This window comes from Afifella aestuarii, assembly GCF_004023665.1.
Lineage (GTDB): Bacteria > Pseudomonadota > Alphaproteobacteria > Rhizobiales > Afifellaceae > Afifella > Afifella aestuarii.
This window is the reverse complement of sequence record NZ_SAUF01000001.1, coordinates 349,378-375,458: the sequence shown is the minus strand read 5'-3', so window position 1 is coordinate 375,458 and position 26,081 is coordinate 349,378. Positions and strand designations below refer to the sequence as shown.

Sequence of the window (26,081 nt, the reverse complement as noted above, 5' to 3'; positions counted from 1 at the left end):
GGGACGAGACAAACTAAGTCAGCGCAATGCGGAACCTCAGCGCCTCGGCATCCTCATAACCCTCTGGCAGATGAAAACGCTCCACCAGCTTTCCGCCCGCTTTCTCGATCACGCGGAGTGACGGCGCGTTGGTCAGATCGGTCACGAGGTCGATATGATGAAGGCCCAGCGTCGGCAGCTCCGGCAAGAGCTTTAAAAGAGCCGCACTCGCCAGACCCTGGTTCCGCCTCCAGGGCACGACCGAATATCCGATATGACCGAGGACATGTGGCGGAAGTTCGCTTGTCCCGGGCTGCCAGCGCACGCTTATCCGGCCGCAAAACCCCTCTTCCCAGATCCAATAATGAAAGCTCGGAAGCCGGGGGCGCGTGGAGCCGTCCGGCAGGCGAACCGGCCGATCCGGCACGCTCCGCTCGTTCAGACGCGCGAGGAATTGCGCGGCATTTTCATCGATTTCCCTTAATTGCTGCGTCGCGCCATCGGCGCGGCGATCGTCAGGCTGCCACCCATCCTCCAGCGCGCGCCGATAGGCGGACAGAGCAGTGTGTGTCGGTTCGATCAATTTCATCGCAAGGCCATCACGGTGATGTCGCCCGAAACCAGCGCGGATCCGCCATCCTCGAAAGACCCGATCCGGCGTCTTGCCCGACACTGAAGCCGCAGGGCGTCTGCCGCCGGAACGGAATCCGTGCCAACAAAAAAGGCGCCCCTCGCGGGGCGCCTTCGACCGATGACTGGAGGTCGGGTCGGGGGTGTCAGGCGGCCTTGCTGGTCGCGATCGACGCATCGATCTGCTTTTCGGATTTGTCCGAACCGCTGATCGCGATCTTCCGCGGCTTCATGGCCTCCGGGATCTCGCGCACGAGATCGATGTGGAGAAGGCCGTTCTCCAAGGTCGCGCCGGTCACCTCGACATGGTCGGCGAGCTGGAAGCGGCGCTCGAAGGAACGTGCCGCGATCCCGCGATAGAGAATTTCGCGGTCGCGCTCGTTTTCGTCCTCGTTGCGCTGCGCCTTGATCGTGAGAATGTTCTCTTTCGATTCGATGTCGATATCGCGCTCGCCAAAGCCGGCCACGGCCATCGTGATGCGGTAGGCGGTCTCGCCGGTCCGCTCGATGTTGTAGGGCGGGTAGCTCTGGCCGCCGTTTTCCGAGCCTGCCATGGAATCGAGCATGTTGAACAACCGGTCGAAGCCGACGGTCGAACGGTAAAGCGGGCTCAAATCATACTGACGCATCTGAAGTCCTCCATTGAAGCGACATTCTGAGAAGGAAAAGACGGCCTCTCTCAAAAGCCGATCCGCCCTTTCCGCGGGACCCTTTCGGCGTCCCGATTGAGAAATGGGAACTCCCAAAATCCCTTTCAAGCCTTTTCGTGCAGCGCGTGAAAATCGCAGTTTCCCGGGCTTTTGCCGCTGAACGCCAGATGAACGGCCGGTTCTGAACGAGTTCAGTGAGCTCCGCCTAGTCTCCAAACATCGATGGAGGGCAGCCCCTCCGCATCACTGAGGAGACGAAGCCATGAAACTCAACATTCTCGCCGCCGCCGGTCTTGCGACGCTCTCGTTCCTGCCGCTCGCAGCGGGCGCCAGTGCCGCGCCGATCGCCGCCGGCCAGGCCGGCATGACAGTCGAGCGCAGCGACGCCGTCACCAAGGTCGATTATCGCGGCCGCGGCTGGCGCCATCACGAGCGCCGCTGGAACCATAAGCTCAGCACGCACCGCATCTCGCGCAAGCTGCGCCGCCAGGGCTTCACCCCGGTCCGCTATTTCGATACCCGCGGTCGCGTCTATTCGCTCGCCGCCCGCGGCCGGCGCGGCGCCCCGGTCATGCTCCGGGTCAACGCCTATAACGGCCATGTCATCAGCGTGAGCCGCATCGGCCCCAAGCACCGCCGTCACGACGGTCGCCACCACGGCGGCTGGCGTCACCGCTAAGCCCATGACGGCTCCGGCACCCTCGACGGAGCACCAGAGATCGGGCGCTGCAACTGCCCCCTCCAGCGTCCGGTGACGGAGCCGGCGGCCTTCGGGTCGTCGGCTCCCCTTTTTGGGGCACCCCATCGGGGACCAACGCCACTGCTTGCCGCCCGACCCACTTCCCAGTATCAGCGCTGCGGGAGGCGCAGCCTTGGCCATTCTGTTTGAAACCGAGCAAAATCCGATCCCGGACGGCACGAACGCCGAATTCGTGCTGACGCCCGATGGCCGCAAGCTGCGCACCGCCTGGTGGCATCCGGCGGCTTCGGCGAAGCGGGGCACGGTCCTCGTCCTCCACGGCCGGGCGGAATGCATCGAGAAATATTTCGAGACCGTCGCCGAATTGCGCCGCCGCGGCTATTCCGTCGTCACCTTCGACTGGCGCGGCCAGGGCGGTTCCTCGCGCAGCCTGCGCGATCCGAGAAAGGGCCATGTCGACGATTTCTCCGAATATCTCGTCGATCTCGAAACGGTGATGCGCGAGGTGGCGCTCGCCCGCTGCCATCCGCCCTACAACATCCTCGCCCATTCGACCGGCGCCGCCATCGCGCTCCTTTATGCCGCGCGCGCCCGCACGCAGGTCGAGCGCATGGTGCTGACAGCGCCGCTTCTGGCGCTTTCAGGCGGGCGCACACATTTTCTGCGCGTCGTCACGGGCATCCTGAATTATCTCGGCCTCGGCGAGATGTATGCCGGCCCCTTCCGCGGCAATCTCGTTCAGCTCCGCCCCTTCGAGGGCAACCGCGTCACCTCCGACAAAAGACGCTATGAGCGCGTCCGCGAATTGATCGAGGCGCATCCCGAGCTCGGCCTTTCCGGCCCGACCTTGGCCTGGGTGCATTCGGCCCTGCGCGCGGCGGAATTTCTCGCTCTGCCGGAATTTGCCGAACGCGTGCCGCTTCCCGTCCTCATCGCCATGGCCGGCCAGGAGAGCATCGTCTCCAACCGGGCGATCGAAGAGTTCACCATGCGCATCAAGACCGTCGGCAATGTCCGCATCGCCGGCGCCATGCATGAGATCCTTCAGGAGGACGACCGCTACCGCGAGATCTTCTGGGCCGCCTTCGATGCCTTCATCGGCGAGCCCGACGAGGCCTGGCGCGCCGTGTTCACGTCGCCAGGAGCGCCTCCACCTCAGGCGTGAGACGTGTGTCGCCGAGCGCCAGGATCCGCCCGCCGCCTGCCGCCGGCCCGCCGGTCCAGCTCGTCACCGCGCCGCCCGCACCTTCGATGATCGGGATGAGCGGGGCGATGTCGTAGGGCTTCAGCCCGGATTCGACGACGCAATCCATGCCGCCCATCGCCACCATCGCATAGGCGTAGCAATCATAGCCGTAGCGCGTCAGCCGCGCCCGGGCCGAGAGCCTCTCGAAGGCCGGTCTCTCCGCTGCGGTGAAGATGTTGGGGTCGGTCGTGGAGATATGCGCGTGGTCGAGCGCCGCGCAGGCGCGCACCTTGATCGGCCCCGTCTCACCGCCGCGCGCCAGAAAGCTGCCGGTCTCGGCCGAGCCGAAAAAACGCTCGCCGATATAAGGCTGCGACATCATCCCGGCCGCGGGCTTGCCGTCGATCAGAAGACCCGTGAGGCAGCCCCAGAGCGGCAGGCCGCAGATGAAGGCGCGCGTGCCGTCGACGGGATCGAGGATCCACACATGCGAACGGCCCTCGCCTTCGGCGCCGTATTCCTCGCCGATGATGCCGTGCTCGGGATAGGTCTTGCGGATGAGGTCGCGCATGGCGCGCTCGGCGCCGCGATCGGCCTCCGTCACCGGGTCGAAGCCCGCCTCAAGCTTGTTGTCGACGGCGATCGCGGAGCGGAATCGCGGCAGGATCGCATCGGCCGCCACGTCGGCGAGACGGTGCAGGAAGGGAAAAAAGCTTTCCATGGAATGCATAGCAGGGTTGCCGTTTTGCCACTGTGTGGGAAAAGTTGTTTTAAATCAGAGGGTTGATGAATTACCCAAAACGTTTGCATTGCCGCTCAGGGTGACTATATCGGAACCCGACGGGCAATCGGTGCCGTAAGCCTCTTGCATCTTGTGCAAAGCAGCATAGATTGTGCGTTGCGATACGTTGTATCGCAGCCCTCATTGGGCGTTTCCTCCCTAGACTTGGCCGCACCTCGGTGCGGCCATTTTTCTTTCTGCCCATGCCGTTTTCGAAGGCATGGCGCGTCGGGAGGCAGACCGTTTCGAAGCCGCATCCGCACGAGAACCTGTCACGATTTATTCGGCCGCCTCGTCGAAGGCGATCGGCGGCGCGATCGAGACGCCCATCAGGGCCTCGGCCAGATCCTCCACGAGAGCCTGCACGCTCTCGAACCCGTCATGAAGGCGGATCGCCTCTTCGTTCATGTAGAGCCCCCGGTTCACTTCCACCTGCATCACATGCAGTCCGGCCTGCGGACGCCCGTAATGCTCGGTGATGAAGCCCCCGGCATAAGGCTTGTTGCGGGTCACGCAATAGCCGCGCCGCCGCAGCATCTCCACCGCCCGATCGGTGAGTTCCGGGGCGCAGCTTGAGCCGAAACGATCGCCGATGACGAAATCCGGCCGGATGCCCGGCGCGGCGTTGCGCGCCGACGACGGCATCGAATGGCAATCGACGAGAACCGCGTAGCCGAACTGCGCGTGAATGGTCGCAAGCCGCTGCCGGAGCGCCTCGTGATAGGGCACATAGACCCTGTCGATGCGCTGAAGCGCTTCGGCGAGCGCGATCGGCCCGGCATAGATCGGCCGGCCTTCGGAGACGATGCGCGGCACCGTGCCGAGCCCGCCCACCGCTCTGATCGATCGGCTGTTGGCGTAGCCCGGAAGCGGCTCGCGAAACATTTTCGCCTCGAGCTCGTAGGGCTCGCGGTTCACGTCCACATAGGCGCGCGGATAGACGGCGGAGAGAAGCGGCGCCCCGCGTTCCGCGACGCCCGCAAACAGCATGTCGATCATGAAATCTTCCGAACGCCGGATCTCCGTCGCATCGAGCTGCGACTGGGCGAGAAAGCTCTTCGGATAGAAGCGTCCGCTATGCGGGGAATTGAACAGGAAGGGCGAGACCGGGTCGGAGCGACCCAACAGGCTGAAAGGCCGCAGGGGCGGCAGCTCGTCTCCCACGCGCTCGTCCATCAAAATCCTCTTGTCATATGCGGATATGTTGCCGATCTGCCGCGTCCCTGTCCATAACGAACCGGCCCCGTCATTGTCTCCGGGCCGCTTACCCGATATTTACCGAGCGGGCTCACAACGGACGGGTTCAAGACGGAAGGCGCTGGAGAAGCATGCGAGGTCGAATCCTGCTCGCCGAAGACGACGAAGACATGCGTCGTTTTTTGACCAAAGCTCTCGAACATGCGGGTTATGACGTTCTCGCGTTCGACAATGGTCTCTCGGCTTACAATCGATTGCTCGACGAGCCTTTCAATCTGCTTTTGACCGACATCGTCATGCCGGAGATGGATGGCATCGAGTTGGCGCGCAAGGCGTCCGCGCTCGATCCCGATCTGCGAATCATGTTCATCACCGGCTTTGCCGCGGTCGCTCTCAACCCGGACATGGCCGCGCCACAGGATGCGAAAATCCTGTCGAAACCGTTCCATCTGCGCGACCTCGTCAACGAGGTGGATCGCCTGATCGCGGCCTGACAGAGGGCCGGCGGCCCCGGCGCCGCAAACAATATCTTGAAGCGGGGTCAAGAACTCTGCCCGCAGGGCCTTGCACGGCCGAAACGCAGAGGATATATCCCCGCGAGTCGCCTTCGGGCGGCACCCCTTTGGAAGGGCGCGTAGCTCAGCGGGAGAGCACTACGTTGACATCGTAGGGGTCACAGGTTCAATCCCTGTCGCGCCCACCATTCCATCGAAAAACTCAAGCCGAAGACTCAAGTCTTTGCCCCCGCCGCTGACGTGTTCGCGGCGGCCTCGGCCCGCCTTGCTGCCGCCCTTGCAGCCCCCCTTGCCGCCATGGCGGCAGAGCGCTCCGTCAGCCACCAGATCAGCGCAAAGAGCGCAACGAGCGTCAGGCCCGCCAGCGCCGGAAGCGCATCGGCTTTCGCCACGTCCCCCGCCCCATCCGTCGCCAGCAATTGCGGCACCGCCTCGACGAGCCAATAGCCGCAGGTGATGAAGCAGAGCGCAAACAGCGCCCCGATGGCGCCCTTCCCCGCCGTGCCGAGGAGATCGGGCAGAAGCAGCGCCAGGCCGACCCCGAGGAGGCTCAGATCATAATCATAGGCGTATGGGGTGATGAGGAGCGAGGCGACCGCCGTCACGCCGAGGCTCTGACGCAAGGTGAAGGCCCCGAACGTCATCCGGACGATCGCGGCCAGCGCCACGAGCGCCACCAGCCCCTGCGCCACGAAGGCCGGCGCCACACCGAGCCCGAAACTGCGCGCCGTCGCATAGATCGACACCATGCGGTGGAGCGGAAAGAACCCCTCTTTGAGAAAGATCCCGGTCTCGCGCGTCGCCTCCAGAAAGGCGGCCCAGATGCCGACGCCGAAGCAAAGCGTCGCGGCGAGACAGGCGGCCGCCACGGTGAGTGCGGCAGCCACCGCCGCCGCGACCCGCCGGGCAAGCAGCGTCCTGACCGCAAGGCCGGCAGCAAGGTGCGGCTTGATGATCATCAGCCCGAGCGGCACCCCCGCCTGCCATCGCCGCCTCTCAAAACCGAGGCAGGAAAGCGCGATCAGCGCGCCCGTCAGAAAGCCGTTCTGCCCGCCGCTGATGCCGATCCCAAGGGCGGGAAAGATCAAGATCGCCACCAGAGCGAAATTTTCGCCCGCCAGCCGCTTGAGCGCGAAGAGATAGAGCGCGAGCGTGCCGCCGACGAAGACGAGATAGGCGGCACCGGCCGGCAGAAGCCCGAGCGGGGCGACGACGAGGTCGAAGGGCGGCGGATAGGCCCAGGTCATGAAATCGAGGCCGCCGCGCGCCTGAAGGAGCGGCCAGAGGCTGTCGAAACGATACGCCTCTTCGAGCCGCCCCGCCCAGACGAGGCGTGCGACCAAGTGGAACATGTCGAAATCGACGAGCCGCGCCGGCCCGTCCGCCTCCGCAGCTACCGAAAACCGATAGGCGCGGCCGAGCGTCGCCACCGCGAGAAGCGCCAGGATAAGAGGCTGATAGCGCCGGAAGCGGGCGCCGATCTCCTGGCCTGCCGGCATCTCACCGCCGCTCATCGTCGGCCTCCCGGCCACTGCATCCGCTGCATTTCCGCGCCTGCATCTCCGCCCCCTGAATCCCCGGCACGCCTCTCACCGCCGGCTTTTATGCGGACCCCGCCGTTAACACCGGCCTATCGGCGCCAGGCCCAAGGACGAACGCGCGGGCCTGACCAAGAACGCCGCCAGGAACACCGCCAGGAACAGGAGAGAAAACAGCCGCGAAAGGCAGAGACAAACTGTCCGCTGCCACCGTATGACGAGTCAGGCTAGGTTGACACTCCGGCCATGGGGCTGTCGCATGGCCATGAGGGGGCTCGCCGATCCGGCGTCGCTGCGCTTGCAGAGCGAGAGATCGTCTCTGCAGCAACCGATGCCTAAGGGATGCGCCCCCTTTCTGCTGCCGGTCGCGAGCCTGCTTGCGGCCCGGAGCCTCGGTTGGCAATCCAGCGACACCGCGGGTCGCCTGGAACATGGGAGATTGAGATGGTCCTCACCTTATTCGGGGTGATCTTCAACCTGGTCGGTATTCTTCTCGTGATGCGCTACGGCATCGGCTTTCAGGCGCAGAAGCCCGGCATGCCGGAGCCTCGCCCGCCGCAAAACGACGAAGAGCAGGCGATCCTTGAGAACATTCGCCGGGCCGGCCAGTTCGGCATCGTGATCCTTATCCTCGGCGCCTTCCTCCAGATCCTGGGCATCTTCTACAGCTGAGCCGAACGTGCGCGGCTTCGAGCATCTGCACCCTGAGATCGCCCCAGTGAGCATCTGCCCGCCGGGCAACAGCCCTCAGGCGCTCGCGCGCACCGGCCAGTTGCGGCCGATGAGGTCGTCGACAGCCTCCAACGGCAGCGGCTCGCTGTAATAGAATCCCTGACCGAGTTGGCATCCGAGCTCGGCGAGCTTCTCGCCGAGCGCCAGCTCCTCTATGCCCTCCGCCGTGGTGTCGATGCCGAGCGCCTGGCTGAGATGCAGGACCGCCTCCACGATCGCCTGCCGGTCTTCGCTCTCCAGCATGCCGGCGATGAAGGAGCGGTCGATCTTGAGCGTGTCGAGATGCAGTTCGCGCAGATGGTAGAGCCCGGAATAGCCGGTGCCGAAATCGTCGAGCGCGACGCGAATCCCCGCCTTGCGAAGCGCCGCAAGCACGGCCTTCACCTCGTCCATGCGCTCCACCAGCGCCGTTTCCGTGAGCTCCACCTCCAGCCGGTGCGGCGCAAAGCGGGCGCGCGCCAGAATGTCGAGGAGCTGGCTCGGCAGGGCCGGATCGAGAAGCTGCACGGGCGCGAGATTGATCGATAGAGTGAAACTCGACGGCCATGCGACCGAGGCTTCCATCGCCTGCTCCAGAAGCGCGAGAGTCATGCGGGTCAGCTTGCCGCTGTCCTCCGCCATGGCGATGAACCGGTCCGGCAACAGTATGCCCCTTTGCGGATGCAGCCACCGCGCCAGCATCTCGAAGCCGACGATCCCGCCCGTCTTGAGGTCGACGACGGGCTGCAGATAAGGGACGATCTCCCGCCTCGCCAGCGCCTCGTCCATCTGCTGCTCGAGCTCGATGCGCTCCAGGAGAGCAGAATCCATCCCCGCTTTGAAGAAGTGGAAGCTGCCGCGCTCTTCCGCCTTCACATGGTACATGGCGATGTCGGCGTTGCGCAAAAGCACGTCAGCGGCTTCTCCGTCGTCGGGATAAAGCGCCACGCCGACACTCGCCCCGATGCGCATGCTGATGCCGCGCACGCGGATCGGCAGCGCCATGTCGTGGACGATCTTGTGGACGAGCCGGAGGAGCTCGTCGCTTTCGTCCTCATATTCGAGAAGCGCGGCGAATTCGTCGCCGCCGAAGCGCGCCACCACGCCGCGGCCGACCGCAAGTCGCGTCAGCCGCTCGGCAACGATGCACAGAACCTCGTCGCCCATCTGGTGCCCGTGCAGGTCGTTGACCGGCTTGAAGCGGTCGAGATCGATGATCAAGACGGCAAGCCGCCGTCCGCTATCTTGCGCGGCGATCACATGGCTTTCGAAGATCTCGAACAGCCGCCGGCGGTTGGGGAGCCCGGTCAAAACGTCGTGCCGGGCAAGGCGCTGCGCCTCGCGCTGGGCGGTGTCCTTGGCCGCCATCTCCTGGCGCAGCTGCACCACCCGCCAGATGGCGACGCCGAGCAGGATCAGCGTCATGATGACGGCCGTTCCGAAAATCTCGTCGAGCTGCCAGGATTCGTGGTGGCGGCTGAAATCGTACAGCGCCTCGAAGAAATCGTAGCTGAGGCTGAAGGCGTAGCCGACAGCGGCAGCCGCAGCGATGATCAGAAGGGTTCGGATCACGACCCTGCTCCGGTCTGGCTCCTGAACGTCGGCGGGGGATGGCCGGGGCTCGGAGCGAAAACTGTTACGCTGCATAAGACCTCAAAGTTGCGCAATTCTAACAACAGTCAAGCCCCGCCGCCAATTCTCAATCTACACGTGTATATCGCAGAAAAAGGTTTGCCGCTTCTGAATCTTGCGATCGCCACAGGCCACCCGGCGGCATCCGCACGGCGCTGATCAGCGCCGCGCCAGGCCGGCGCGGGCGCTCAGCTCTTGGATGCGTGGTCCGGCTTGTCCTTGCGGCCGCCTTTGGCGAAATCCTCGAGCTCCTTTTCATCCATCGATTCGTACATCGACTTCGAGGCGCCTTTGAGATCGGATGTCCTGGTCTCGCCGCGCTTGGCGGAAAGCGCCGCCCCGGCGGCCTTTTGCTGGGCTTTCGACTTGGCTGGCATTGCGACATCTCCTGACGAGGTTTCCCAGGAAACGTTCATCGGGCTCGATGGTTCATTCGGCTGAAACCGAATTATCCTCCGCCTGCAAGCACTTGCCCGCCATCGACCGTCACCGTCGTGCCACTCACATAGGCGCTGGCCTTTGAGGCGAGAAACAAGAGCGCCCCGTCGAGATCGCCCTCCTCGCCGAAGCGGCGCATCGGATTTTGTTTGACGATCGCCTCGCCCGCCGGGCTTTCCAGGAAATCGCGGTTGATCTCCGTCAGAAACCAGCCCGGCGCGATCGCATTGACGCGAATCCGATACCGCGCCCATTCGAGCGCCAGCGCCTTGGTGAGATGAACGAGTGCGGCTTTCGAGGTCGCATAAGGCGCGGTCCCTTTGGAAACGGCAAAGCCGAGGACCGAGGCGATGTTGACGATCGTGCCGCCCGTCTCCGCCTTCGCCATGCGCTCTGCGGCCGCCTGCGCCACGAAGAACGCCGCGTCGAGATTGGTCGCCATCACCTGCCGCCAATGCTCGCGTTGAAGCGAGATGGCGGGACCCGCCGGCGCGATGCCGGCATTGTTGACGAGGACCGTGACGGTCCCGAAACGCGCCTCGGCGGTCTCGAAGGCGGCCGTGAGGCTCGCCTCATCGGTGACGTCGCAAGCGACCGCGAGCGCCGCGCCGCCTGCCCCCACGATCTCATCTGCAAGCTCTTCGAGCTTGTCCTGGCGCCGCGCCGTCAGCACCACCTTGGCGCCGTTTTCAGCCAGCACCCGCGCAAAGCGCCGCCCGAGCCCCGATGAAGCGCCGGTGACGAGCGCCACCTGTCCTTTCAGATCGAAGAGCTCGTCCGCGCGCATGTGATCCCCCTGGAGCTATGGGTCGCTATAATGCCCGTAGAGCTTGAGCGGCAGCCAGGTTGCCACATCCGGCAGGAACCACAACAGGACGAGCGCAAAGACCTGGATGCAAACGAACGGAACGATCCCGCGATAAATGTCGGTGGTGCGGATATCGGGCGGCGCCACGCCCCGGAGATAGAAGAGAGCGAAACCGAAGGGCGGCGTCAGGAACGAGGTCTGCAGGTTCACCGCCATCATGATGCCGAGCCAGACCGGGCTCATCGTGCCGCCGCCCGGCATCTCCATCTGCAACAGGATCGGCGCCACGATCGGCACGACGATGAAGACGATTTCCAGGAAATCCAGAAAGAAGCCCATCACGAACATGACGAGCATGACGAGAAGGATCGCCGCGAGCGTGCCGCCCGGCAGCGCGGTCAGAAACTCCTCGATGAAATCGGCCCCGCCGAGACCGATGAAGACGATCGAGAACATGCGCGCGCCGATGATGATGGTGAAGACCATCGCCGAAATCGCCATCGTCGACTGACAGACGGCCCCAAGCACCCGCTCGCGGTTTTCATCGCGCCACGTGAAGGTGCGCCAGAGCGCCATCACCACGCCCCAGGCAAGACCGAGAGTGAGCACCACCGCCGCCCCGATCGCCACCCATTCCTCGACCGAAACGACGCTCCTTTGCGAGCGCAGATCATAGAAAGAGGTGAGGAGGAGAAGGCCGGCCATGCACAGAACGCCGATCAAAATCGGCCCGGCGCGGCGCTCGTCGCACTTGTAGCCGGCGAGCATCGTCGCGCCGATCGCGCCGACGCCCGCAGCCTCCGTCGGAGAGGCGAGCCCGATCAAAATCGAGCCGAGCACGGCGACGATCAACAGAACCGGCGGGGCGAGCGCATGGATCACCTGACCCCAGAAGGCGAAGCCGGAAAGCTCGCCGAGCTCCTCATGCGGGATCGCCGGCGCTTCGGCCGGATGGAGAAAGACGTAGATGATCTGATAGACGATATAGAGGCCGACGAGCATAAACCCCGGCAGCAGCGCGCCGGCGAAGAGATCGTTCACCGACACCGTGTCGGGCGCGAAGATCCCCATGGAAAACTGCGCGTTCTGATAGGCGACGGAGAGCTGGTCGCCCAGAAGCACGAGCACGATCGAGGGCGGGATGATCTGCCCGAGCGTGCCCGACGCCGCGATCGTGCCGCAGGCGAGGCGCTTGTTGTAGCCGCGCTTCACCATCGTCGGCAGCGACATCAGCCCCATCGTGACGACGGTCGCGCCGACGATGCCGGTAGAGGCGGCGAGAAGCGCGCCGACGATGCACACCGAAAACGCCAGACCGCCCGGCACCGAGCCGAAGAGCCGCCCCATATTGTCGAGGAGTTCTTCCGCGATCCGCGATCGCTCCAGCATCACCCCCATGAAGACGAAAAGCGGCACGGCCACGAGCGTCTCGTTGGTCATCGTGCCGAAGATCGACTGCGGGAAGGCGGTCAGAAGCGACAGCGAGAAGACGTCGAAGGCGGAGCCGATGAGGGCGAAGCCGAGCGCCGTTCCGGCGAGCGTGAAGGCGACGGGAAAGCCCGCCGTCAAAAGCCCGCAGGCCGCCACGAACATCAAGAGACAAAGAAGGAGCGGGTCGATCATGAACTTTGCCGATCGCCCGTTCTGCGGACGAGGCCCGTTTGGTTGCGTGAATTAGTGAACGCTGTCGCGCGCAATTCCAGCCGCCGTATAGCTGTCGTCATGCTCCTTGAGCGCCACGATGGCGCGCAGAGCCATCGCCACCCCCTGCAGCCCGACGAGAATGGCGAAGACCCAGATGAAGGTCTTCAGCGCGAAGATGAGCGGCAGGCCGCTCACTTCCGTCGAACGCTCCAGGATGCGCCAGGAATTGCTGACATAGCCGAGCGACAGCCAGAAGGCCGCCACGCACACCGGCAGGAGCAGAAACAGCGCGCCGAAGAGATCGACGAGCGCCTTCTTGCGCGGCGAGGCCTCGCGGTAGAGGACGTCGACGCGCACATGCCCGTCCTGCAGGAGCGTGAAGCCGGCTCCGGTCATGAACAGGATCGCATGCATGTACCAGATGGATTCCTGCATCGGGATGAAGCCGATGGAGAAGACGTAGCGCAGGATGACGGTCGCAAACTGCACGAGCGCCGTCAGGACGGCGAGCCACATGACGGCGCGGCCGATGCGGTAGTTGAGACCGTCGATCACGGCGATGATGGCTTTCACGCTCTCTCCCCTTCAGGCGCGGCAGGCGGCCCGCCGCATGCGCCTAACCCTCTCGCGGAAAACTGAAAAGGGGCGGGAGAACCCGCCCCGAACACCCTTCCTTCGAACGCGCCCCCCTCGAACGCGCCCATAGAACGCGTTTCGGCGTCAGGTCGCATCACCCGCGACCGAAGCCTCACGCGAAAGGCGTCAGCGCCCGTTTGTTGGCGTAACTCTGGTCGGAAATCTTCGTCCAGTCGATTGCCTTGGCACGGAAATCCAGGAACGCCTCGTAGACCTTCTTGGTCAGCGGATCGGAATTGCCCGCCTTGTCGAGAACGTCTTTCGCCGCCTTGCCGAATTCGCGGTAGATATCGTCGGAGAACTCCACGAGTTCCACGCCGTGATCGTTGACGAGCGTCTTCAGCGCCTGGCCGTTATGGGTGTTGTAGGACGACAGCGTCTCGTTGTTGACGGCATAGGCGATCGCCGTCATCAGCGTCTGGTCGCTTTCCGAAAGCCCGTCCCAGAACGGACGCGAAATCCCGAAGCTCAGAAGCGAGCCCGGCTCGTGGAAGCCCGGGTAATGGTAGTTCTTGGCGACCTTGTAGAGACCGAAGGCGAGGTCGTTCCACGGCCCCACCCATTCCGTCGCATCGATCGTGCCCGATTGCAGCGCCGGCAGGATTTCCGAACCGGCGAGCGTCACCGAGGTACCGCCGAGCGCCGTAATGACGTCGCCGCCGAAGCCCGGAATGCGCATCTTCAGGCCTTTGAAGTCGTCGACGGTCTGCATCTTTTTGTTGAACCAGCCGCCCATCTGGGAGCCGGAATTGCCGCCGGGCAGATGCTTGATGCCGAACTGGCCACCGACCTCGTCCCACAATTCCTGGCCGCCGCCCTTCTGGATCCAGGCGTCGATCTCCGCCGGCATGAAGCCGAACGGCACGGCGCAGAAGAAGGAATAGCCGGTGAGCTTGCCCTGATAATAATAATCGGCCGAATGGTACATCTGCGCCGTGCCTTCCTGCACGGCGTCATTGCACTTCAAGGGCGGGACGAGCTCGCCGCCGCCATAGACCTTCATGGTGATGCGCCCGTCCGTCGCCCCGTCGATCAGGGTGGCGAACCGTTCCGGCGCCTCGCCGATGCCCGGAAAGTTCTTCGGCCAGGAGGTGACGCACGTGATCTGGATGCGGTTTTGCGACAGCGCCGGCGTGGCAAGGGTCGTGGCCGCGGCCGCACCGGTGCCGAGCCCGGCTGTCTTCAAAAACGAGCGACGATCCATGCTCTGTTTCCTCCCTTGGGTCGTCTTCTTTAGCGGGCGGGAAAACTTGCATTTTCGCCAAACTCTGTCCAGCGCGGCTCTCTGCGGCGAAGCGGCAGACAAGAGATTGAGAAAGGCCGCACGTGACGCGAGAAGACGGGCTGACTTTTGCCTGCCGACCGCATTAGGATGCCTGCCACGATGCGCAGCAGAAACACCCCCATCATTCTCGTCACCGCCGATGTCCGTCCCGCCGACGGCTATGTCTGGCATTCCGTGGCCGAAACCTATCTGAGGGCCATCACCAGCATCGGTGCGGTGCCGCTCATCCTCCCCTCCATGGCCGACCGCATCGATCTCGATGCCGCCGTGGAAATGGCCGACGGCGTCCTCGTCACCGGTTCGCGCTCCAACGTGCACCCGGACCGCTACGGCGTGGCGCCGGAGGACAAGCACGGGCCGTTCGATCCTTCGCGCGATGCGACGACGCTTCCCCTGATCCGCCTCGTCCTGCAGCGCGGCCTGCCGCTTCTCGCCGTCTGCCGCGGCTTTCAGGAGCTGAACGTTGCGCTCGGCGGCGCGCTCTTGTCGGAAATCCAGGAGATCGAGGGCCGCTTCGATCATCGCTCGCAGGCCGACGAACCCGATCAGCGTTTCGCGCTCGCCCACGACGTCACCTTCGCGCAGGACAGCCGTCTTGCGAAAATCGTCGGAAACCAGCGCATCCGCGTGAATTCCGTCCACCGCCAGGGCGTCGACCGGCTCGGCCGCGGCCTCGTCGTGGAGGCGACCGCCGATGACGGCACCATCGAGGCCGTGCGCGTCTCGGATGCCGCAAGCTTCGCCTTCGGCGTGCAATGGCATCCGGAATACTGGGCGGAGACCGATCCGCCCTCGCGGGCGATCTTTGCCGCCTTCTCGGAGGCGATCCGCCAGCATCAGGACGCCAAGGCGAAAATCGCCGCCGAACAGGACACCTGACCTGACGGCGGCAGGAGCCTAGGCGAGAGCCCCCGCCAGCAGAAGCCCGCCGAGCGCGGTGATCGCGAGCGCCCCGCCCCATTCCAGCACCGAGACGAAGGCCGCGCCGGCGCCGGGCCGCGTCTGAAGAAGCTTCGCCGCCACGCCCTTGGCGCCGACGGCGAGCGCGGCGAGAACCGCGACCGTGAGCCCGGTCCCGAGCGCCATCAAAAACGTCGCCGCGACCCCGGCCCAGAAGATCTTCTGCGACAGCGCGAAGACGAGAACGATGAGGGCGCCCGAACACGGCCTCAGACCGACGGAGACGACGGCCGCGGCCGCGCCGGCCAGTCCCCGGCTCTTTTCCACCAGCGCCGCATCCGGCACATGCCCGCAACACGCGCCATGATCATGATGGTGATCGTGGTGATGCGTATGCCCGTGATCATCAGGGTGGTGGTCATGCGAATGCCCGTCCTGAGAATGCGCCGCGCTCAGATGCACGTCATGCCCATGCGCCCCGGCCGCGACCGGTGCGAGGCCGGCGGTCGCAGGACGCATGCCGAGGCGCAGCCGCGCGAAAAGCCGCCGCGATTTGCGCAACAGCAGGAAGAGGCCGAGCGCCAGAACGAGCCCGTAGCTGCCGATCTCGAAGGCCCGCGCCGTATCGGTGATGGCAAAGCTCGTCAGCCCCAGAACCGCCGCAAGCGCGCCGATCAGCGCCACCGCCACCACCGCCTGCAAAAACGCCGCCAGGAAGGCGATCAGAACCCCGCGCCGCGCCGTCTTCTCGTTGGCGAGGATATAAGACGAGATCACCACCTTGCCGTGGCCGGGTCCGGCCGCATGCACGATGCCGTAGATGAAGGAGACGCTGCCGAGCCACCAGAAGGCCGACCCGTCGGAGGCGAGCCGCGACAGGGTCGCCGTCAATTCGCGGTAGAAGCCCTTCTGCAAGGCGGCGATCATCGGCACGAGCCCGGCGCCGCCGCCCTCGCCCGGCAGGCCCACGCCAAACGGCGAGGTCGCCGCCTCGGCATCGGAGACGAGACAGACGAAGGCCGCCAGGACGATCAGCGGCATGAGCGCAATAAGTGCGACAGGCGTATCCGGCCGCACACTCCCCTCTCGCCGCATCAGGGACATGTGATCATCGCGGCATTCTCCGTGCCGGCCGTCAGGCTCTTGAATTCCGCGGGAAGCTCGCGCTGGTCCGCGCCGATCGTCGCCAGCATCGCCGCCGCCGTCGCATCCGGCTCCTCGCCGAGCGTCACCTCGAGCTTGCAGGAGGCCGGCGCATCGGCAAGCCGCACCGCCTCCTTCGACGGCAGCGAAAAGGCGACAAAATATTCCGGATCGGAGACGACGAGCTCGACCGGCGCGTTCGCCGCGATCGGCTTCTTCAGCGGCAGGGTGAAATGCAAAATCAGTTGCTTGCCGCTCGGCTGCAGCCAGTAATCGACCGGATCGCCGAGCTTCACCGGCTCGCCGCCCGCGGTAAGCTCGGTGAAGAAGTCATAATCGGCAAGCGAGGTAACGTTGACCTCCGCCAAGGGCTTCAGCTCCTCGGCCGACAATTTGCCGTCGCCATCGGCGTCGAGCCCCTGCGTCGCGTAGGCGGAAAACGCCTCGTCGAAGCGCCAATGATGGCGGATGCCGACGATGCGCCCGCTTTTGTCGAAGGAAACCTCCGAGGCGACATCCACCCACACATGCGGATGCGCCAGCGCCGACCCCGGCAAGAGCGCGAGGGCCAGAACGAGAAGCGAGAGCAATCGGCGCGCCATCGGGCAGTCTCCGGTCATCGCATCCGACCCAATCGGCGGACACACAGGCGCTTTCTCGCACAAGTGCGGCGACAGCGCGGCGGAATAATCTTTCGCCCGACGTCGCGGCAGAAAGTCATTTGCCCCTCCCTCCGCGGCTTTTTGGCGCTCCTCCAGCCAGAAGCTTTCGCGCCGGGCGCTTATCTCTGCGCCAAGAGGAAACGCCTAAAAAAACAAAAAGGACCTGAGCCATGCCCGTCATCGCCTTGTCGGAAGCCGAGCTCGCAAGCCATCCCGCCTTCGAAGGACACGAAGAGGTGGTGCGCATCGAAGACGAAGCGGCAGGCCTCGCCGGCTACATCGCCATCCACGACACCACGCTCGGCCCCTCCCTCGGCGGCTGCCGCGTCTGGCGTTACGCAGATGAAGGCGCCGCCCTTGAGGATGTTCTGCGCCTGTCGCGCGGCATGACCTACAAGAACGCGCTCGCCGGCCTCAATCTCGGCGGCGGCAAGGCCGTCATCATTCTCGCCCCCGGCGCGCCCAAGACCCCGGCGCTTTTTGAGGCCTTCGGCACCGCGATCGAAGAACTCGACGGCCGCTACATCACCGCGGAAGATGTCGGCACCAGCCCCGCCGACATGGCCGATGTCGCCCGCGCGACGAAGCATGTGCGCGGCACGCCGGCTTCGGGCGTCGCCGATCCCTCGCCCTATACAGCGCTCGGCGTCTTTCACGGCATTCTCGCCGCTGTCGAATACCGTTTCGGCTCGAGCTCGCTGGAAGGCATCCGCGTCGCGGTCCAGGGGCTCGGCCATGTCGGCTGGCGCCTCGCGGAAAAGCTGCACGAGGCCGGCGCCGATCTTCTCGTCTCCGACATTGACGCGAAAGCCCTGGCGCGCGCCGAAGAGGCCTGGGGCGCGCTCGCCGTGCCCGTGGCGGAAATCCATGCCGCGCCGGTCGATCTCTTCGCCCCCTGCGCCCTCGGCGCCGGGCTCAACCGCACCACCATTCCGCAGATCCGCGCCGCGATCGTGGCGGGCGCCGCCAACAACCAGCTCGCCGAGGCCGACGACGCCGTGCGGCTGCGCGAACGCGGCATTCTCTATGCACCCGATTACGCCATCAATGCCGGCGGCGTCGTGGCGCTCGCTTTGGCCGGCGCCGGCCGCTCGCAGACGGAGATGCGCGACAAGGTGGAGGCGATCGGCTCAACGCTTGCGTCGATCTTTGCGCGCGCCGCGGAAGAGAGGACGACGACGGCCGCGATCGCCGACCAGCTCGCCGAAGAGCGGCTGACCGCCGTCAAGCGGCGCTCGCAGGCCGCCTGAGGCGCCGACACACCATGGCATCGGGCCGCTGGGAAGCGGGAAGCGGGAAGCGGGAAGCGGGAAGCGGGAAGCGGGAAGCGCCGGACCTCTAATCCGCAAACGAGGCAAGCGCCGCGTCGGCCGCCGCGGTGCCGGAAATGAACGCCGCCTCCGAACGTGCGGCGATGCACCAGTCGCCGCAGGCGACGAGCCGCCCTTTCGCCCCGACGAGGCAGGGTTCGCCCGCGGGTTCCGCGACGAGCGCCTGGCGCCAACGCCGGATTTTGCGGGCCATCAAGGGCGGCAACGGCCCGTCCGCCTCGGCGGCGAGAAGGTCGAGGAGCCGCTCCGACAGCTCGTCTTCGCGCGCGCCGAAATGCGCTTCGGAAAACCCCGCCGATGCGTGCACGACGAAACTCTCCGTATCGCCCCGGCCGGCCTTTGAACTGTTGCGGATGGCGACGCTCAAATCGCCGCGCCTTGAAATCCAGTCCGCCGTGATCGGCACGGCGCCGTCAAAGACGAAGAGCCCCGCGATCGCCGGCCGCATCACCACCTCCGACAGGCGATCGAAGGGCTTGCCATGGGCATGCAGCAGCGGTTCGGCGGCAGACGCCGGAAGCGCCACGATCACCGCATCGAACGGCCCGATCGGCGCGGAATTGCTTTGCAGGAGATAGCCCTCGCTCGCCCGGCCGATCCGTTCGACCGCCGTATGCGTGCGGATATCGAGCCCCTTTCCGGCGAAATCGGTGAGGCCGTCCATGCTCGGAAGGCCGATGAGCCAGGGCTCGTCGCTCTCGCGCCCCGAGGGCGCCCAGCCGGTCGCCTTGCCGGCGAAGACCGCCTCTTGCATGAAGGATTTGAAGGGCTCTTCGCGGGCCGTGACATAGACCGCGCCCGCATCGACCGGCACGCCGGCGACCTCTTCCGAGGAGAGCCGCCCTCCGGACTTTCCGGCCGCTTCGAAGAGGATGGGGTCGAGCCCTGCCGCACGCAGGCGCCTGGCGGCGGCGAGACCGGCGAGGCCGGCTCCGATGATGGCGATCGATGCGTCCTTCAAATGTCCTCCTCGGCGCCTTTCCCAAAGCGCCTCAGGGCGCGGTGCCGATACCGGGTTCTGGCGCGCCCGGCGCTGGTTCAATCAAAGCTGCGGGCCGCCGTAAAGCCCTGTCGCGCCTCATTCTTCGGCAAGACACTCGCGCATGTCGGCAACCGCCACCTCACGCACGAGTTCCGCCATGCCCCGCGCCTGGTGCCGGGCGATCGCGGCCCCCGCTTCGGCGCTCGCCGCGGCGGCGTTGCCGACGACCCCTTCGGCATTCAGATCCTCGGCAAGCCAGCCATAGCCGACATCGCCATAGGCGCGAAGATGGCGATAGCGCTCGGTAAGCCCGCTTTGCCGCGAGGGAAAATTCTCCAGAGAAAGATGCCGGACGAGATCGGGCTTGAAATGCAACATCAGGGCGGTTTCGACAAAGCCGCCGTGAATGCCGACGGCGCGCTCGAAATCATCGGCAAGCTCCGCCGGCAGACCGAAGCGCCGCCAGCTCGTCGTCACCGCCAGAAGCCCGTGGCGCGCCCGAAGTTCGAGCACGGCCGCCCCGGCCGAGGGCGTGTTGCCGCCATGCGAGCTGATCAGAATGAGTTTCTTGAGGCCCGACGCCGCCACCCCTTCACCCATGGCGACGATCGTCTGCGTCATCTGCGCCGCCGAAAGCGACAGCGTGCCGGCAAAGGACATGTGTTCGAGCGAGGCACCCACGCTGACCGTCGGAAGAAGCAGTGCTTCGACATCGGGATCGAGCGTCTTTGCAAGCTCCCCCGCAAGCCCTTCGGCGATGTGGCAATCGGTGCCGAGAGGCAGATGCGGCCCGTGCTGCTCGGTGGCCGCGATCGGCAGGATCGCCACGGTGCGCGCGGGATCGCATCGGGCAAGTTCGGGGCTCGTCAGATCCTGCCAAAGGCGCAACATGGGAAGCCTCTCCAACGCGTCTCACATCCATGTGAAAAGCAAATACGCCGGCTCTGCAACGCCTTTTGCGCAAGGGAGCCGTGCCGCCGCCGATGAGGGCGAGAGATGAGGGCCAAAGGTGAGAGAACGATGAGAGCTTGCTTTCCGGCCTGGAAGGCCCTTTGCATGTGAAATGGTCTCCCTTTCCGAAGACGCAGGCGCTGGCGCCGCCGCGGCGCGCCTGCGTGCGCTTCTTCTCATCATGCTCGCCTTTCTCTGCTTCGCCTGTCTGGACACGACGGCGAAATATCTCGGCCAATGGCTGCCGGCGATGCAGATCGTCTGGGTGCGCTTTCTCACGCATTTTGTCCTGACGCTCGTCATCTTCCGGCCGTGGTGCGACATGGCGCTCTGTCTGCCGCGCAACAAGAAGCTCCAGGTGGCGCGCGCCTGCTGCCTGGTCGGCTCGACCTTGTTCAACTTCCTGGCCGTGCGCCATCTTCAGCTCGCCCAGACGGTCAGCATCTTCTTCATTGGCCCCTTCATCGTCACGGCGCTTGCCGGGCCGATGCTCGGCGAATGGGCGGGGCCGCAGCGTTGGGCGGCGGTCGTCGTCGGTTTCATCGGCGCGCTCATCATCATCCAGCCGGTGCCGGGGGCCTTCGAGCCGGCGATGCTTCTCTCGGTCGGGGCTGCGACCTCGAACGCGCTCTACGTCATCCTGACGCGCCAGATGGCCGGGCGCGAAACCGCGCAGAGCATGATCGTCATGCCGGCGATCCTCGCAAGCTTCGCCATCGCGCCACTCGGCATCGCCCAATGGGAGACCGTTCCCAGCACCTTTCTCTGGGGTCTCCTCATCGCCACCGGCTTTTTCGGCGGCCTCGGCCACTGGCTGTTGATCAAGGCGCACGAGCTCGCGCCCGCGACCCTGCTTGCGCCTTTCGTCTACAGCGAGATTCTCTGGATCACCGCCCTCGGCTTCGTCATATTCGGCGATGTTCCGCCGCGTTCGACGGTTCTGGGAGGTGCGATTATCATCTTGAGCGGCCTTTTCATTCTCTATCGCGAACGGCGCACCAGGACGCCTCCCTCGATTGAACCGCGCGCCTGAAAAACCCGTCTTCCGGTTCGCGCCGAGCCCGAACGGCTATCTGCATCTCGGCCATGCCTATAGCGCGCTTCTCAACGAGCATGCCGCCAAGGCCGTGGGCGGACGTCTCCTCCTGCGCATGGAGGACATCGACTACACCCGCGCCCGCCCGGAATTCACCGACGCGATCTTCGATGATCTCGCCTGGCTCGGCATCGCCTTCGAACAGCCGATTCTGTGCCAGAGCCACCGCTTTCCGGCCTATGCCGGCGCGCTGGCCGCTTTGGATCGCCTCGGCCTTCTCTACCCGGCGTTCTTGAGCCGCTCGGAGATCCGTGGCGCCATCTCTGACAAGGAAAAGACCGGCCATGTCTGGCCGCGCGATCCCGACGGCGCCCCGCATTATCCCGGCCTCGAACGCGACTGGTCGCGGCAGATGCGCGCCGAAAGGATCGCGACCGGCGCCCCCTATGCGCTGCGCCTCGACATGCGCCGGGCGCTCGCGGGCCTCGAGCCGCTCGCCTGGCAGGAACTCGACCTGGAGACCGGCGAAACCACACGGGTGAGCGCCCATCCGAGCGGCTGGGGCGACGTCATTCTGGCGCGCAAGGACGTGCCCGCGAGCTATCATCTCGCCGTCACCCTCGACGATGCCTATCAGGGCGTCACCCATGTCGTGCGCGGCGCCGATCTCGAAGCGGCGACCTCCGTCCACCGCCTCCTGCAGGTGCTGCTCGGCCTGCCCGCGCCCCTCTACCACCATCACCGGCTGATCCTCGACAAGGAGGGCCGCAAACTCGCGAAATCCGCCGGCTCGACCGCTCTGGGCGACCTGCGCGAGGCGGGTGCCACGCCCGAGGAGATACGCCGCAGCCTGGGCTTTGCGCCGCGGGCCGCCGCCTCCGTCGCCTGAGATTCCCGTAGCCGAAGTTCAGGTAAAAGCGCGCAACACCATGAGCCAGAAGGCGACGCCGCCGACGCCGAAGGCCGTCGAGATCAAGGTCGTGTTGGAGGCGAGCGCCTCGCCCGTGCCGAAGCGGGTGGCGATGAGGAAGGCGTTGACGCCGGTCGGACAGGCCGCCACCAGCACCAGAGCGGCCGTCGGCACCGGGCCGAGCCCGACGAGAAGCGCCACCGGCAAAACGACGAGCGGCATGAAGAAGAGTTTGATGCCGGCGATGAGTGCGCCTGCCGGGATGTTGCGGGCAATGCCGTAGCGGGCGAGCCCCATGCCGCAGGCGAAAAGCGCCACCGGTCCCGCCACGTCGGCGAGGCTGTCGATCAGTTTTTCGGCAAGCCCCGGGATCGGAAGATGGAAGACGTGCCAGATGCCACCCAGGATGATGCCGATGATGAGCGGATGGCGGATGAGTTCGAGCGCAAACGCCCCCCACATGGCGCGGCTGCTCTCCACCTCCGCCACCAGCCCGTCGCGCCGCCGCGCCCAGCTGTTGAGGGCGAGGCTTGCCGCCATCATCACCGGCAGATGCACCGAGACGAGAATGAGGACGACCACCGTGCCGGGATCGCCATAGGTGGCGCGCGCCAGCGGAATGCCGATCAGAACCGTATTGGCGAAGGCCGCCGACACGCCCGCGACGACGCCTGAGCGCGTGTCGCGCTTGAACAGCCGCCGCACCAGAACATGCGCCACCGTCCAGGTGACGAGCACGCCCGAAAAATACGCAATCCAGATCCGCCACGGCGACAGGCCGTGGAAATCCGCATGCGCCAGCGTGCGAAAGAGGAGGAGCGGAATGGCGATGGTGAAGACGAAATCGGCGAGCGCCCCGCCGGTCTCCATCTTCAGGAGCTTGAAGCGTGCCGCGAGATAGCCGATCCCGATGAGGCCGAAGATGGTGAGGACGATGCTGGCGGTGTCGGACATCGGCGTTTGCGGCGTTGGCGGCGTTTGCGGCGGTTGCAGCGGCTTCGGCCGCGATGGACGGCTGTGGGCGGCTATGACGGCGAAATTCGGATCTCCTTCCGCCTTAAGCCGCCGCCACTTGATTGCCTAGGAGGAAGCGGGGACAAGGGCTGAAGAAAAGCTCGATTTCACGCTCCCCGGACGGGGGAACCAGAAGAAAGGCGCCCATGGCCCGCAGCATCTTGATCACCGGCTGCTCGTCCGGCATCGGCCGCCATTGCGCCCTCGGCATGGCAAAGCGCGGCTGGCGCGTCTTTGCGACGGCGCGCAAGGAGACGGATCTCGCGGCCCTGCGCGAAGCCGGAGGCCGCTACGGTCTCGAAGCCCTCTATCTCGACTATGCCGACGACGCCTCGATCGAAGCCGCCCTGAACTCCGTGCTCGCCGCCACGGAGGGCCGCCTCGACGCCCTCTTCAACAACGGCGCCTATTCGCAGCCGGGCGCCCTTGAAGACCTCTCCCCTGCCGTCCTGCGCGCCCAGTTCGATGCCAATTTCTTCGGCTGGCACGAGCTCACGCGAAGGGTGATCCCGGTGATGCGCCGCCAGAATGCCGGCCGCATCGTCATGAATTCCTCCGTCCTCGGCCTCGTCGCGCTCGGCTTCCGCGGCGCCTACAATTCCTCGAAATTCGCGCTCGAAGGCTACACCGACACCTTGCGCATCGAGCTTGCCGACACCGGCATCGAGGTCGTGGCGATCGAGCCCGGCCCGATCGCAAGCCGCATGACGGAAAACGCCGTCGCCGCCTTTCATCGCAACGTCGACATCGACGCCTCCGTCCATGCCGCCTATTACCGCCGCCGCCTCGCCTCCATGGAAAAGGGCGGCAACACCTTTGGGCAGCTCGGGCCCGAAGCCGTCCTCGAGGTTCTGATCGAGGCCTGCGAGGCGCCCAGTCCCGCGACCCATTATCCCGTCACCCGCCAGACCAGGATCGCCGCCTTCGGCCGGAGGCTTCTGCCGCGCCGGTTGCTGCACAAAGCCGCGACGCGCGCCACCAATTAGGAAAAACGACAGCCCGCTTCCGCCGCCTCTCAGATTTGCGTCTCGCCTGTGCCTGGCTTAATGCGGTTTTCTGGTCCTCAGCCAAGGCAGGAAAACCATGGAATATCTTGGTCCGGTCGCCGTCCTTGCCGTCGTCGTCGTGCTTGTACTCGGATTGTGGAACATGCTGCGCGGCGGCAGCCCCAATCGTTCGCAAAGCCTGATGCGCTGGCGCGTCGGTCTGCAGCTTCTCGCCGTCATCGTCCTGATGGCGGGCCTCTGGCTCAGCACCCGCTGAAATCTGCCCAGACCCGACTGAGAAATCCGCTGGGCAAGCGTGCCTTTGCGGCAACAATCGCTGAAGCTTTGGCCGCCTTTGGCCACCTTTCCGGCAAACACCGTTGCCGCGCCCGGCCGGCAAAGCTAAAGCCGAAGGAACAATTTCACGGGGCTGTGATGCGGTTATTGAGCTTTGGCGCAGGTTTGGTTGCGCTTTTCGGGACGTCTGCGGCGCTGGCGGCGGATCTGCCGGCCGAGCCCGCCGACCCCGTCTATTATGCGGCCGAGCCGGTCAGTACCTATCATTTCTTTGACGAAGTGCGCGTCGGCGCGACGGGCTTCCTCGATGATCGCCATCGCCTCACCGACGAGGAAGAAGGCGTCTTCCTCAACGGCGAAGTGCTCTTCGGCAATCCGATGACGCCCTTCGACAACCGCTTCGTCGATTTCCTCCTGCGCCCGCGCCCGCATATCGGCGGCACCGTCACCACCTCGGGCGGCACCAATCAGGTCTATGCCGGCCTCACCTGGGACTACAATCTGACCAACCGGATTTTCGTGGAAGGCACCTTCGGCGGCACCATCCACGACGGCAACACCGATCACGCGGAAACCGGCGCCCGTCTCGGCTGCTCGGCGCTGTTTCGTGAGAGCGCCGGTCTCGGCGTCAACGTCACGCAGCATCTGCGCGTCATGGCCCGCATCGACCATTCCTCGAATGCCGGCCTTTGCGACGACAATGACGGCCTCACCCATGCCGGCGTGATGGTCGGCTACAAGTTCTAAGCTCTCTTGAGGCCCATTTGGGCCTCAGCCTCCCCGGCGGCGTCGCTTCCTTGCCGGCCGCCGGGCGCCGCTGCCGAAGGCAACCGAGCGGAAAGAGATTTCGCCGCACGCAACGCTGCGACACTCTCTCGCGGGACGTGCTTCAATCTTCCCCGAATTGCCCTAGTGTTGCCTCCGCCTTGAGAACGGAGAAGCCGATGGTCGTCCTGAACAAGATCTACACGCGCCAGGGCGATGACGGCACGACCGCGCTCGGCACCGGCGAGCGGCGGCCGAAATACGATCTGCGCGTCGAAGCCTACGGCACTGTCGACGAGGCGAACGCCATTCTGGGCATCGTGCGCTCCAGCCTCGATCTCGCGCTCGGCGAGCCGATCGCCGAAGTCGACGCCATGCTCGCGCGCATCCAGAACGATCTCTTCGATCTCGGCGCCGATCTCGCCTGCCCGGATGATGGCACGCCGCTCGATTACGAGCCGCTGCGCATCCTCCACTCGCAGGTGGAGCGCCTGGAACACGATATCGACCGGCTCAACAAGGAGCTGTCGCCGCTGCGTTCCTTCATCCTGCCGGGCGGCACCACGGCAGGCGCCTATCTGCACCTCGCCCGCACCGTCGTCAGACGCGCCGAACGCCTCGCCGTGTCCCTGGCAAGCCACGAGCCGCAAAAAGTCGGCGCCCCGGTGATCGAATATCTGAACCGGCTGTCCGATTTCATGTTCGTCGCGAGCCGCTGGGTGAACGGCAAGGGCGAGAGCGACATCCTCTGGGTGCCGGGAAAGAACCGCTGAC

General features: G+C 65.3%; 28 protein-coding genes and 1 tRNA gene. 13 read left to right on the top strand and 16 right to left on the bottom strand.

Features of this window, described 5'->3' with window-relative positions; genetic code table 11:
* Positions 1-13: 13 nt before the first annotated feature.
* Both EO094_RS01695 and EO094_RS01690 read right to left on the bottom strand, forming a co-directional pair.
* Positions 14-568 (bottom strand): GNAT family N-acetyltransferase, encoded by a 555-nt coding sequence (locus tag EO094_RS01695; RefSeq protein WP_164879516.1) that lies wholly within the window; start codon positions 566-568, stop codon positions 14-16.
* Between the two features lie 187 nt (positions 569-755).
* Positions 756-1,238, bottom strand: a complete 483-nt coding sequence (locus tag EO094_RS01690; RefSeq protein WP_128290620.1) for an Hsp20 family protein — start codon at positions 1,236-1,238, stop codon at positions 756-758.
* 283 nt (positions 1,239-1,521) lie between these two features.
* On the opposite strand from EO094_RS01690, the gene EO094_RS01685 reads away from it, so the two are divergent.
* Both EO094_RS01685 and EO094_RS01680 read left to right on the top strand, forming a co-directional pair.
* A complete protein-coding gene (locus EO094_RS01685; RefSeq protein ID WP_128290619.1) occupies positions 1,522-1,938 on the top strand; it encodes a hypothetical protein in 417 nt (138 codons plus the stop codon).
* Between the two features lie 193 nt (positions 1,939-2,131).
* The gene (locus EO094_RS01680; RefSeq protein WP_246008330.1) at positions 2,132-3,124 is read left to right on the top strand and encodes an alpha/beta fold hydrolase; all 993 of its coding nucleotides are present in this window, start codon (positions 2,132-2,134) and stop codon (positions 3,122-3,124) included.
* On the opposite strand, the gene hisN is transcribed toward EO094_RS01680, so the two are convergent.
* Together hisN and EO094_RS01670 are read right to left on the bottom strand one after the other, a co-directional pair.
* Complete coding sequence (gene hisN, locus EO094_RS01675) at positions 3,090-3,866, bottom strand: histidinol-phosphatase (RefSeq protein WP_205649798.1); 777 nt, start codon at positions 3,864-3,866, stop codon at positions 3,090-3,092. The genes EO094_RS01680 and hisN overlap by 35 nt on opposite strands.
* 339 nt (positions 3,867-4,205) lie before the next feature.
* Positions 4,206-5,102, bottom strand: coding sequence for an N-formylglutamate amidohydrolase (locus tag EO094_RS01670; protein WP_128290617.1), 897 nt, complete (start codon positions 5,100-5,102; stop codon positions 4,206-4,208).
* A 152-nt stretch (positions 5,103-5,254) separates the two neighbouring features.
* Between EO094_RS01670 and cpdR the strand changes: the two genes are divergently transcribed.
* A complete protein-coding gene (gene cpdR, locus EO094_RS01665) occupies positions 5,255-5,617 on the top strand; it encodes a cell cycle two-component system response regulator CpdR (RefSeq protein ID WP_092813218.1) in 363 nt (120 codons plus the stop codon).
* Between the two features lie 134 nt (positions 5,618-5,751).
* Positions 5,752-5,826 (top strand) — tRNA-Val (locus tag EO094_RS01660).
* Positions 5,827-5,853: 27 nt separating this feature from the next.
* On the opposite strand, the gene EO094_RS01655 is transcribed toward EO094_RS01660, so the two are convergent.
* Entirely contained in the window at positions 5,854-7,152 is a 1,299-nt protein-coding gene (locus tag EO094_RS01655) for a glycosyltransferase family 87 protein (protein ID WP_128290616.1), read from the bottom strand.
* Positions 7,153-7,620: 468 nt separating this feature from the next.
* Between EO094_RS01655 and EO094_RS01650 the strand changes: the two genes are divergently transcribed.
* A complete protein-coding gene (locus EO094_RS01650; protein WP_128290615.1) occupies positions 7,621-7,848 on the top strand; it encodes a hypothetical protein in 228 nt (75 codons plus the stop codon).
* 75 nt (positions 7,849-7,923) lie between these two features.
* Here the strand turns inward: EO094_RS01650 and EO094_RS01645 are convergent, their stop codons facing one another.
* The 6 genes from EO094_RS01645 to EO094_RS01620 all read right to left on the bottom strand — a co-directional run bounded on the left by EO094_RS01645 (position 7,924) and on the right by EO094_RS01620 (position 14,249).
* A complete protein-coding gene (locus EO094_RS01645; protein ID WP_164879515.1) occupies positions 7,924-9,459 on the bottom strand; it encodes a putative bifunctional diguanylate cyclase/phosphodiesterase in 1,536 nt (511 codons plus the stop codon).
* Positions 9,460-9,707: 248 nt separating this feature from the next.
* On the bottom strand, positions 9,708-9,896 hold the full coding sequence (locus tag EO094_RS01640; RefSeq protein WP_128290613.1) for a DUF3008 family protein: 189 nt from the start codon (positions 9,894-9,896) through the stop codon (positions 9,708-9,710).
* Between the two features lie 71 nt (positions 9,897-9,967).
* A complete protein-coding gene (locus EO094_RS01635; RefSeq protein ID WP_128290612.1) occupies positions 9,968-10,744 on the bottom strand; it encodes an SDR family NAD(P)-dependent oxidoreductase in 777 nt (258 codons plus the stop codon).
* Positions 10,745-10,759: 15 nt separating this feature from the next.
* Positions 10,760-12,388 carry a TRAP transporter large permease gene (locus tag EO094_RS01630; RefSeq protein WP_128290611.1) on the bottom strand — a complete coding sequence of 543 codons (1,629 nt, stop codon included), beginning with the start codon at positions 12,386-12,388 and terminating at the stop codon, positions 10,760-10,762.
* A 51-nt stretch (positions 12,389-12,439) separates the two neighbouring features.
* Complete coding sequence (locus EO094_RS01625) at positions 12,440-12,982, bottom strand: TRAP transporter small permease subunit (RefSeq protein WP_205649797.1); 543 nt, start codon at positions 12,980-12,982, stop codon at positions 12,440-12,442.
* 175 nt (positions 12,983-13,157) lie between these two features.
* Positions 13,158-14,249 (bottom strand): TRAP transporter substrate-binding protein, encoded by a 1,092-nt coding sequence (locus EO094_RS01620; RefSeq protein ID WP_128290610.1) that lies wholly within the window; start codon positions 14,247-14,249, stop codon positions 13,158-13,160.
* A gap of 180 nt (positions 14,250-14,429) precedes the next feature.
* Between EO094_RS01620 and EO094_RS01615 the strand changes: the two genes are divergently transcribed.
* Positions 14,430-15,209, top strand: a complete 780-nt coding sequence (locus EO094_RS01615) for a gamma-glutamyl-gamma-aminobutyrate hydrolase family protein (RefSeq protein ID WP_246008329.1) — start codon at positions 14,430-14,432, stop codon at positions 15,207-15,209.
* A gap of 18 nt (positions 15,210-15,227) precedes the next feature.
* Here the strand turns inward: EO094_RS01615 and EO094_RS01610 are convergent, their stop codons facing one another.
* Together EO094_RS01610 and EO094_RS01605 are read right to left on the bottom strand one after the other, a co-directional pair.
* Positions 15,228-16,334, bottom strand: a complete 1,107-nt coding sequence (locus tag EO094_RS01610; RefSeq protein WP_128290608.1) for a nickel/cobalt transporter — start codon at positions 16,332-16,334, stop codon at positions 15,228-15,230.
* Positions 16,325-16,975, bottom strand: coding sequence for a DUF1007 family protein (locus tag EO094_RS01605; protein WP_164879514.1), 651 nt, complete (start codon positions 16,973-16,975; stop codon positions 16,325-16,327). Before EO094_RS01605 ends, EO094_RS01610 begins: the two co-directional genes overlap by 10 nt.
* Positions 16,976-17,205: 230 nt before the next feature.
* Between EO094_RS01605 and EO094_RS01600 the strand changes: the two genes are divergently transcribed.
* Positions 17,206-18,285 (top strand): Glu/Leu/Phe/Val family dehydrogenase, encoded by a 1,080-nt coding sequence (locus tag EO094_RS01600; protein ID WP_128290606.1) that lies wholly within the window; start codon positions 17,206-17,208, stop codon positions 18,283-18,285.
* Positions 18,286-18,373: 88 nt separating this feature from the next.
* Here the strand turns inward: EO094_RS01600 and EO094_RS01595 are convergent, their stop codons facing one another.
* The gene (locus EO094_RS01595; RefSeq protein ID WP_164879513.1) at positions 18,374-19,327 is read right to left on the bottom strand and encodes an NAD(P)/FAD-dependent oxidoreductase; all 954 of its coding nucleotides are present in this window, start codon (positions 19,325-19,327) and stop codon (positions 18,374-18,376) included.
* A gap of 117 nt (positions 19,328-19,444) precedes the next feature.
* Complete coding sequence (locus EO094_RS01590) at positions 19,445-20,239, bottom strand: creatininase family protein (RefSeq protein WP_128290604.1); 795 nt, start codon at positions 20,237-20,239, stop codon at positions 19,445-19,447.
* Positions 20,240-20,411: 172 nt separating this feature from the next.
* Here EO094_RS01590 and EO094_RS01585 point away from each other — a divergent pair, with 172 nt between their 5' ends.
* Complete coding sequence (locus EO094_RS01585; RefSeq protein WP_128290603.1) at positions 20,412-21,332, top strand: DMT family transporter; 921 nt, start codon at positions 20,412-20,414, stop codon at positions 21,330-21,332.
* Positions 21,316-22,224 (top strand): tRNA glutamyl-Q(34) synthetase GluQRS, encoded by a 909-nt coding sequence (gluQRS, locus tag EO094_RS01580; RefSeq protein ID WP_128290602.1) that lies wholly within the window; start codon positions 21,316-21,318, stop codon positions 22,222-22,224. Before EO094_RS01585 ends, gluQRS begins: the two co-directional genes overlap by 17 nt.
* A gap of 18 nt (positions 22,225-22,242) precedes the next feature.
* Here gluQRS and EO094_RS01575 read toward each other — a convergent pair whose 3' ends face one another.
* Positions 22,243-23,199 (bottom strand): AEC family transporter, encoded by a 957-nt coding sequence (locus tag EO094_RS01575; protein WP_128290601.1) that lies wholly within the window; start codon positions 23,197-23,199, stop codon positions 22,243-22,245.
* A gap of 206 nt (positions 23,200-23,405) precedes the next feature.
* Here EO094_RS01575 and EO094_RS01570 point away from each other — a divergent pair, with 206 nt between their 5' ends.
* From EO094_RS01570 to EO094_RS01555, 4 genes are all read left to right on the top strand, one after another.
* Positions 23,406-24,245, top strand: a complete 840-nt coding sequence (locus EO094_RS01570; protein WP_128290600.1) for an SDR family NAD(P)-dependent oxidoreductase — start codon at positions 23,406-23,408, stop codon at positions 24,243-24,245.
* A 97-nt stretch (positions 24,246-24,342) separates the two neighbouring features.
* Complete coding sequence (locus tag EO094_RS01565; RefSeq protein ID WP_128290599.1) at positions 24,343-24,522, top strand: twin transmembrane helix small protein; 180 nt, start codon at positions 24,343-24,345, stop codon at positions 24,520-24,522.
* A gap of 158 nt (positions 24,523-24,680) precedes the next feature.
* Positions 24,681-25,289 carry an acyloxyacyl hydrolase gene (locus EO094_RS01560; RefSeq protein ID WP_128290598.1) on the top strand — a complete coding sequence of 203 codons (609 nt, stop codon included), beginning with the start codon at positions 24,681-24,683 and terminating at the stop codon, positions 25,287-25,289.
* A gap of 197 nt (positions 25,290-25,486) precedes the next feature.
* Positions 25,487-26,080: a cob(I)yrinic acid a,c-diamide adenosyltransferase gene (locus EO094_RS01555; protein ID WP_128290597.1), complete on the top strand. Its 594-nt coding sequence runs from the start codon at positions 25,487-25,489 to the stop codon at positions 26,078-26,080.
* The last annotated feature ends 1 nt before the right edge of the window (position 26,081 follow it).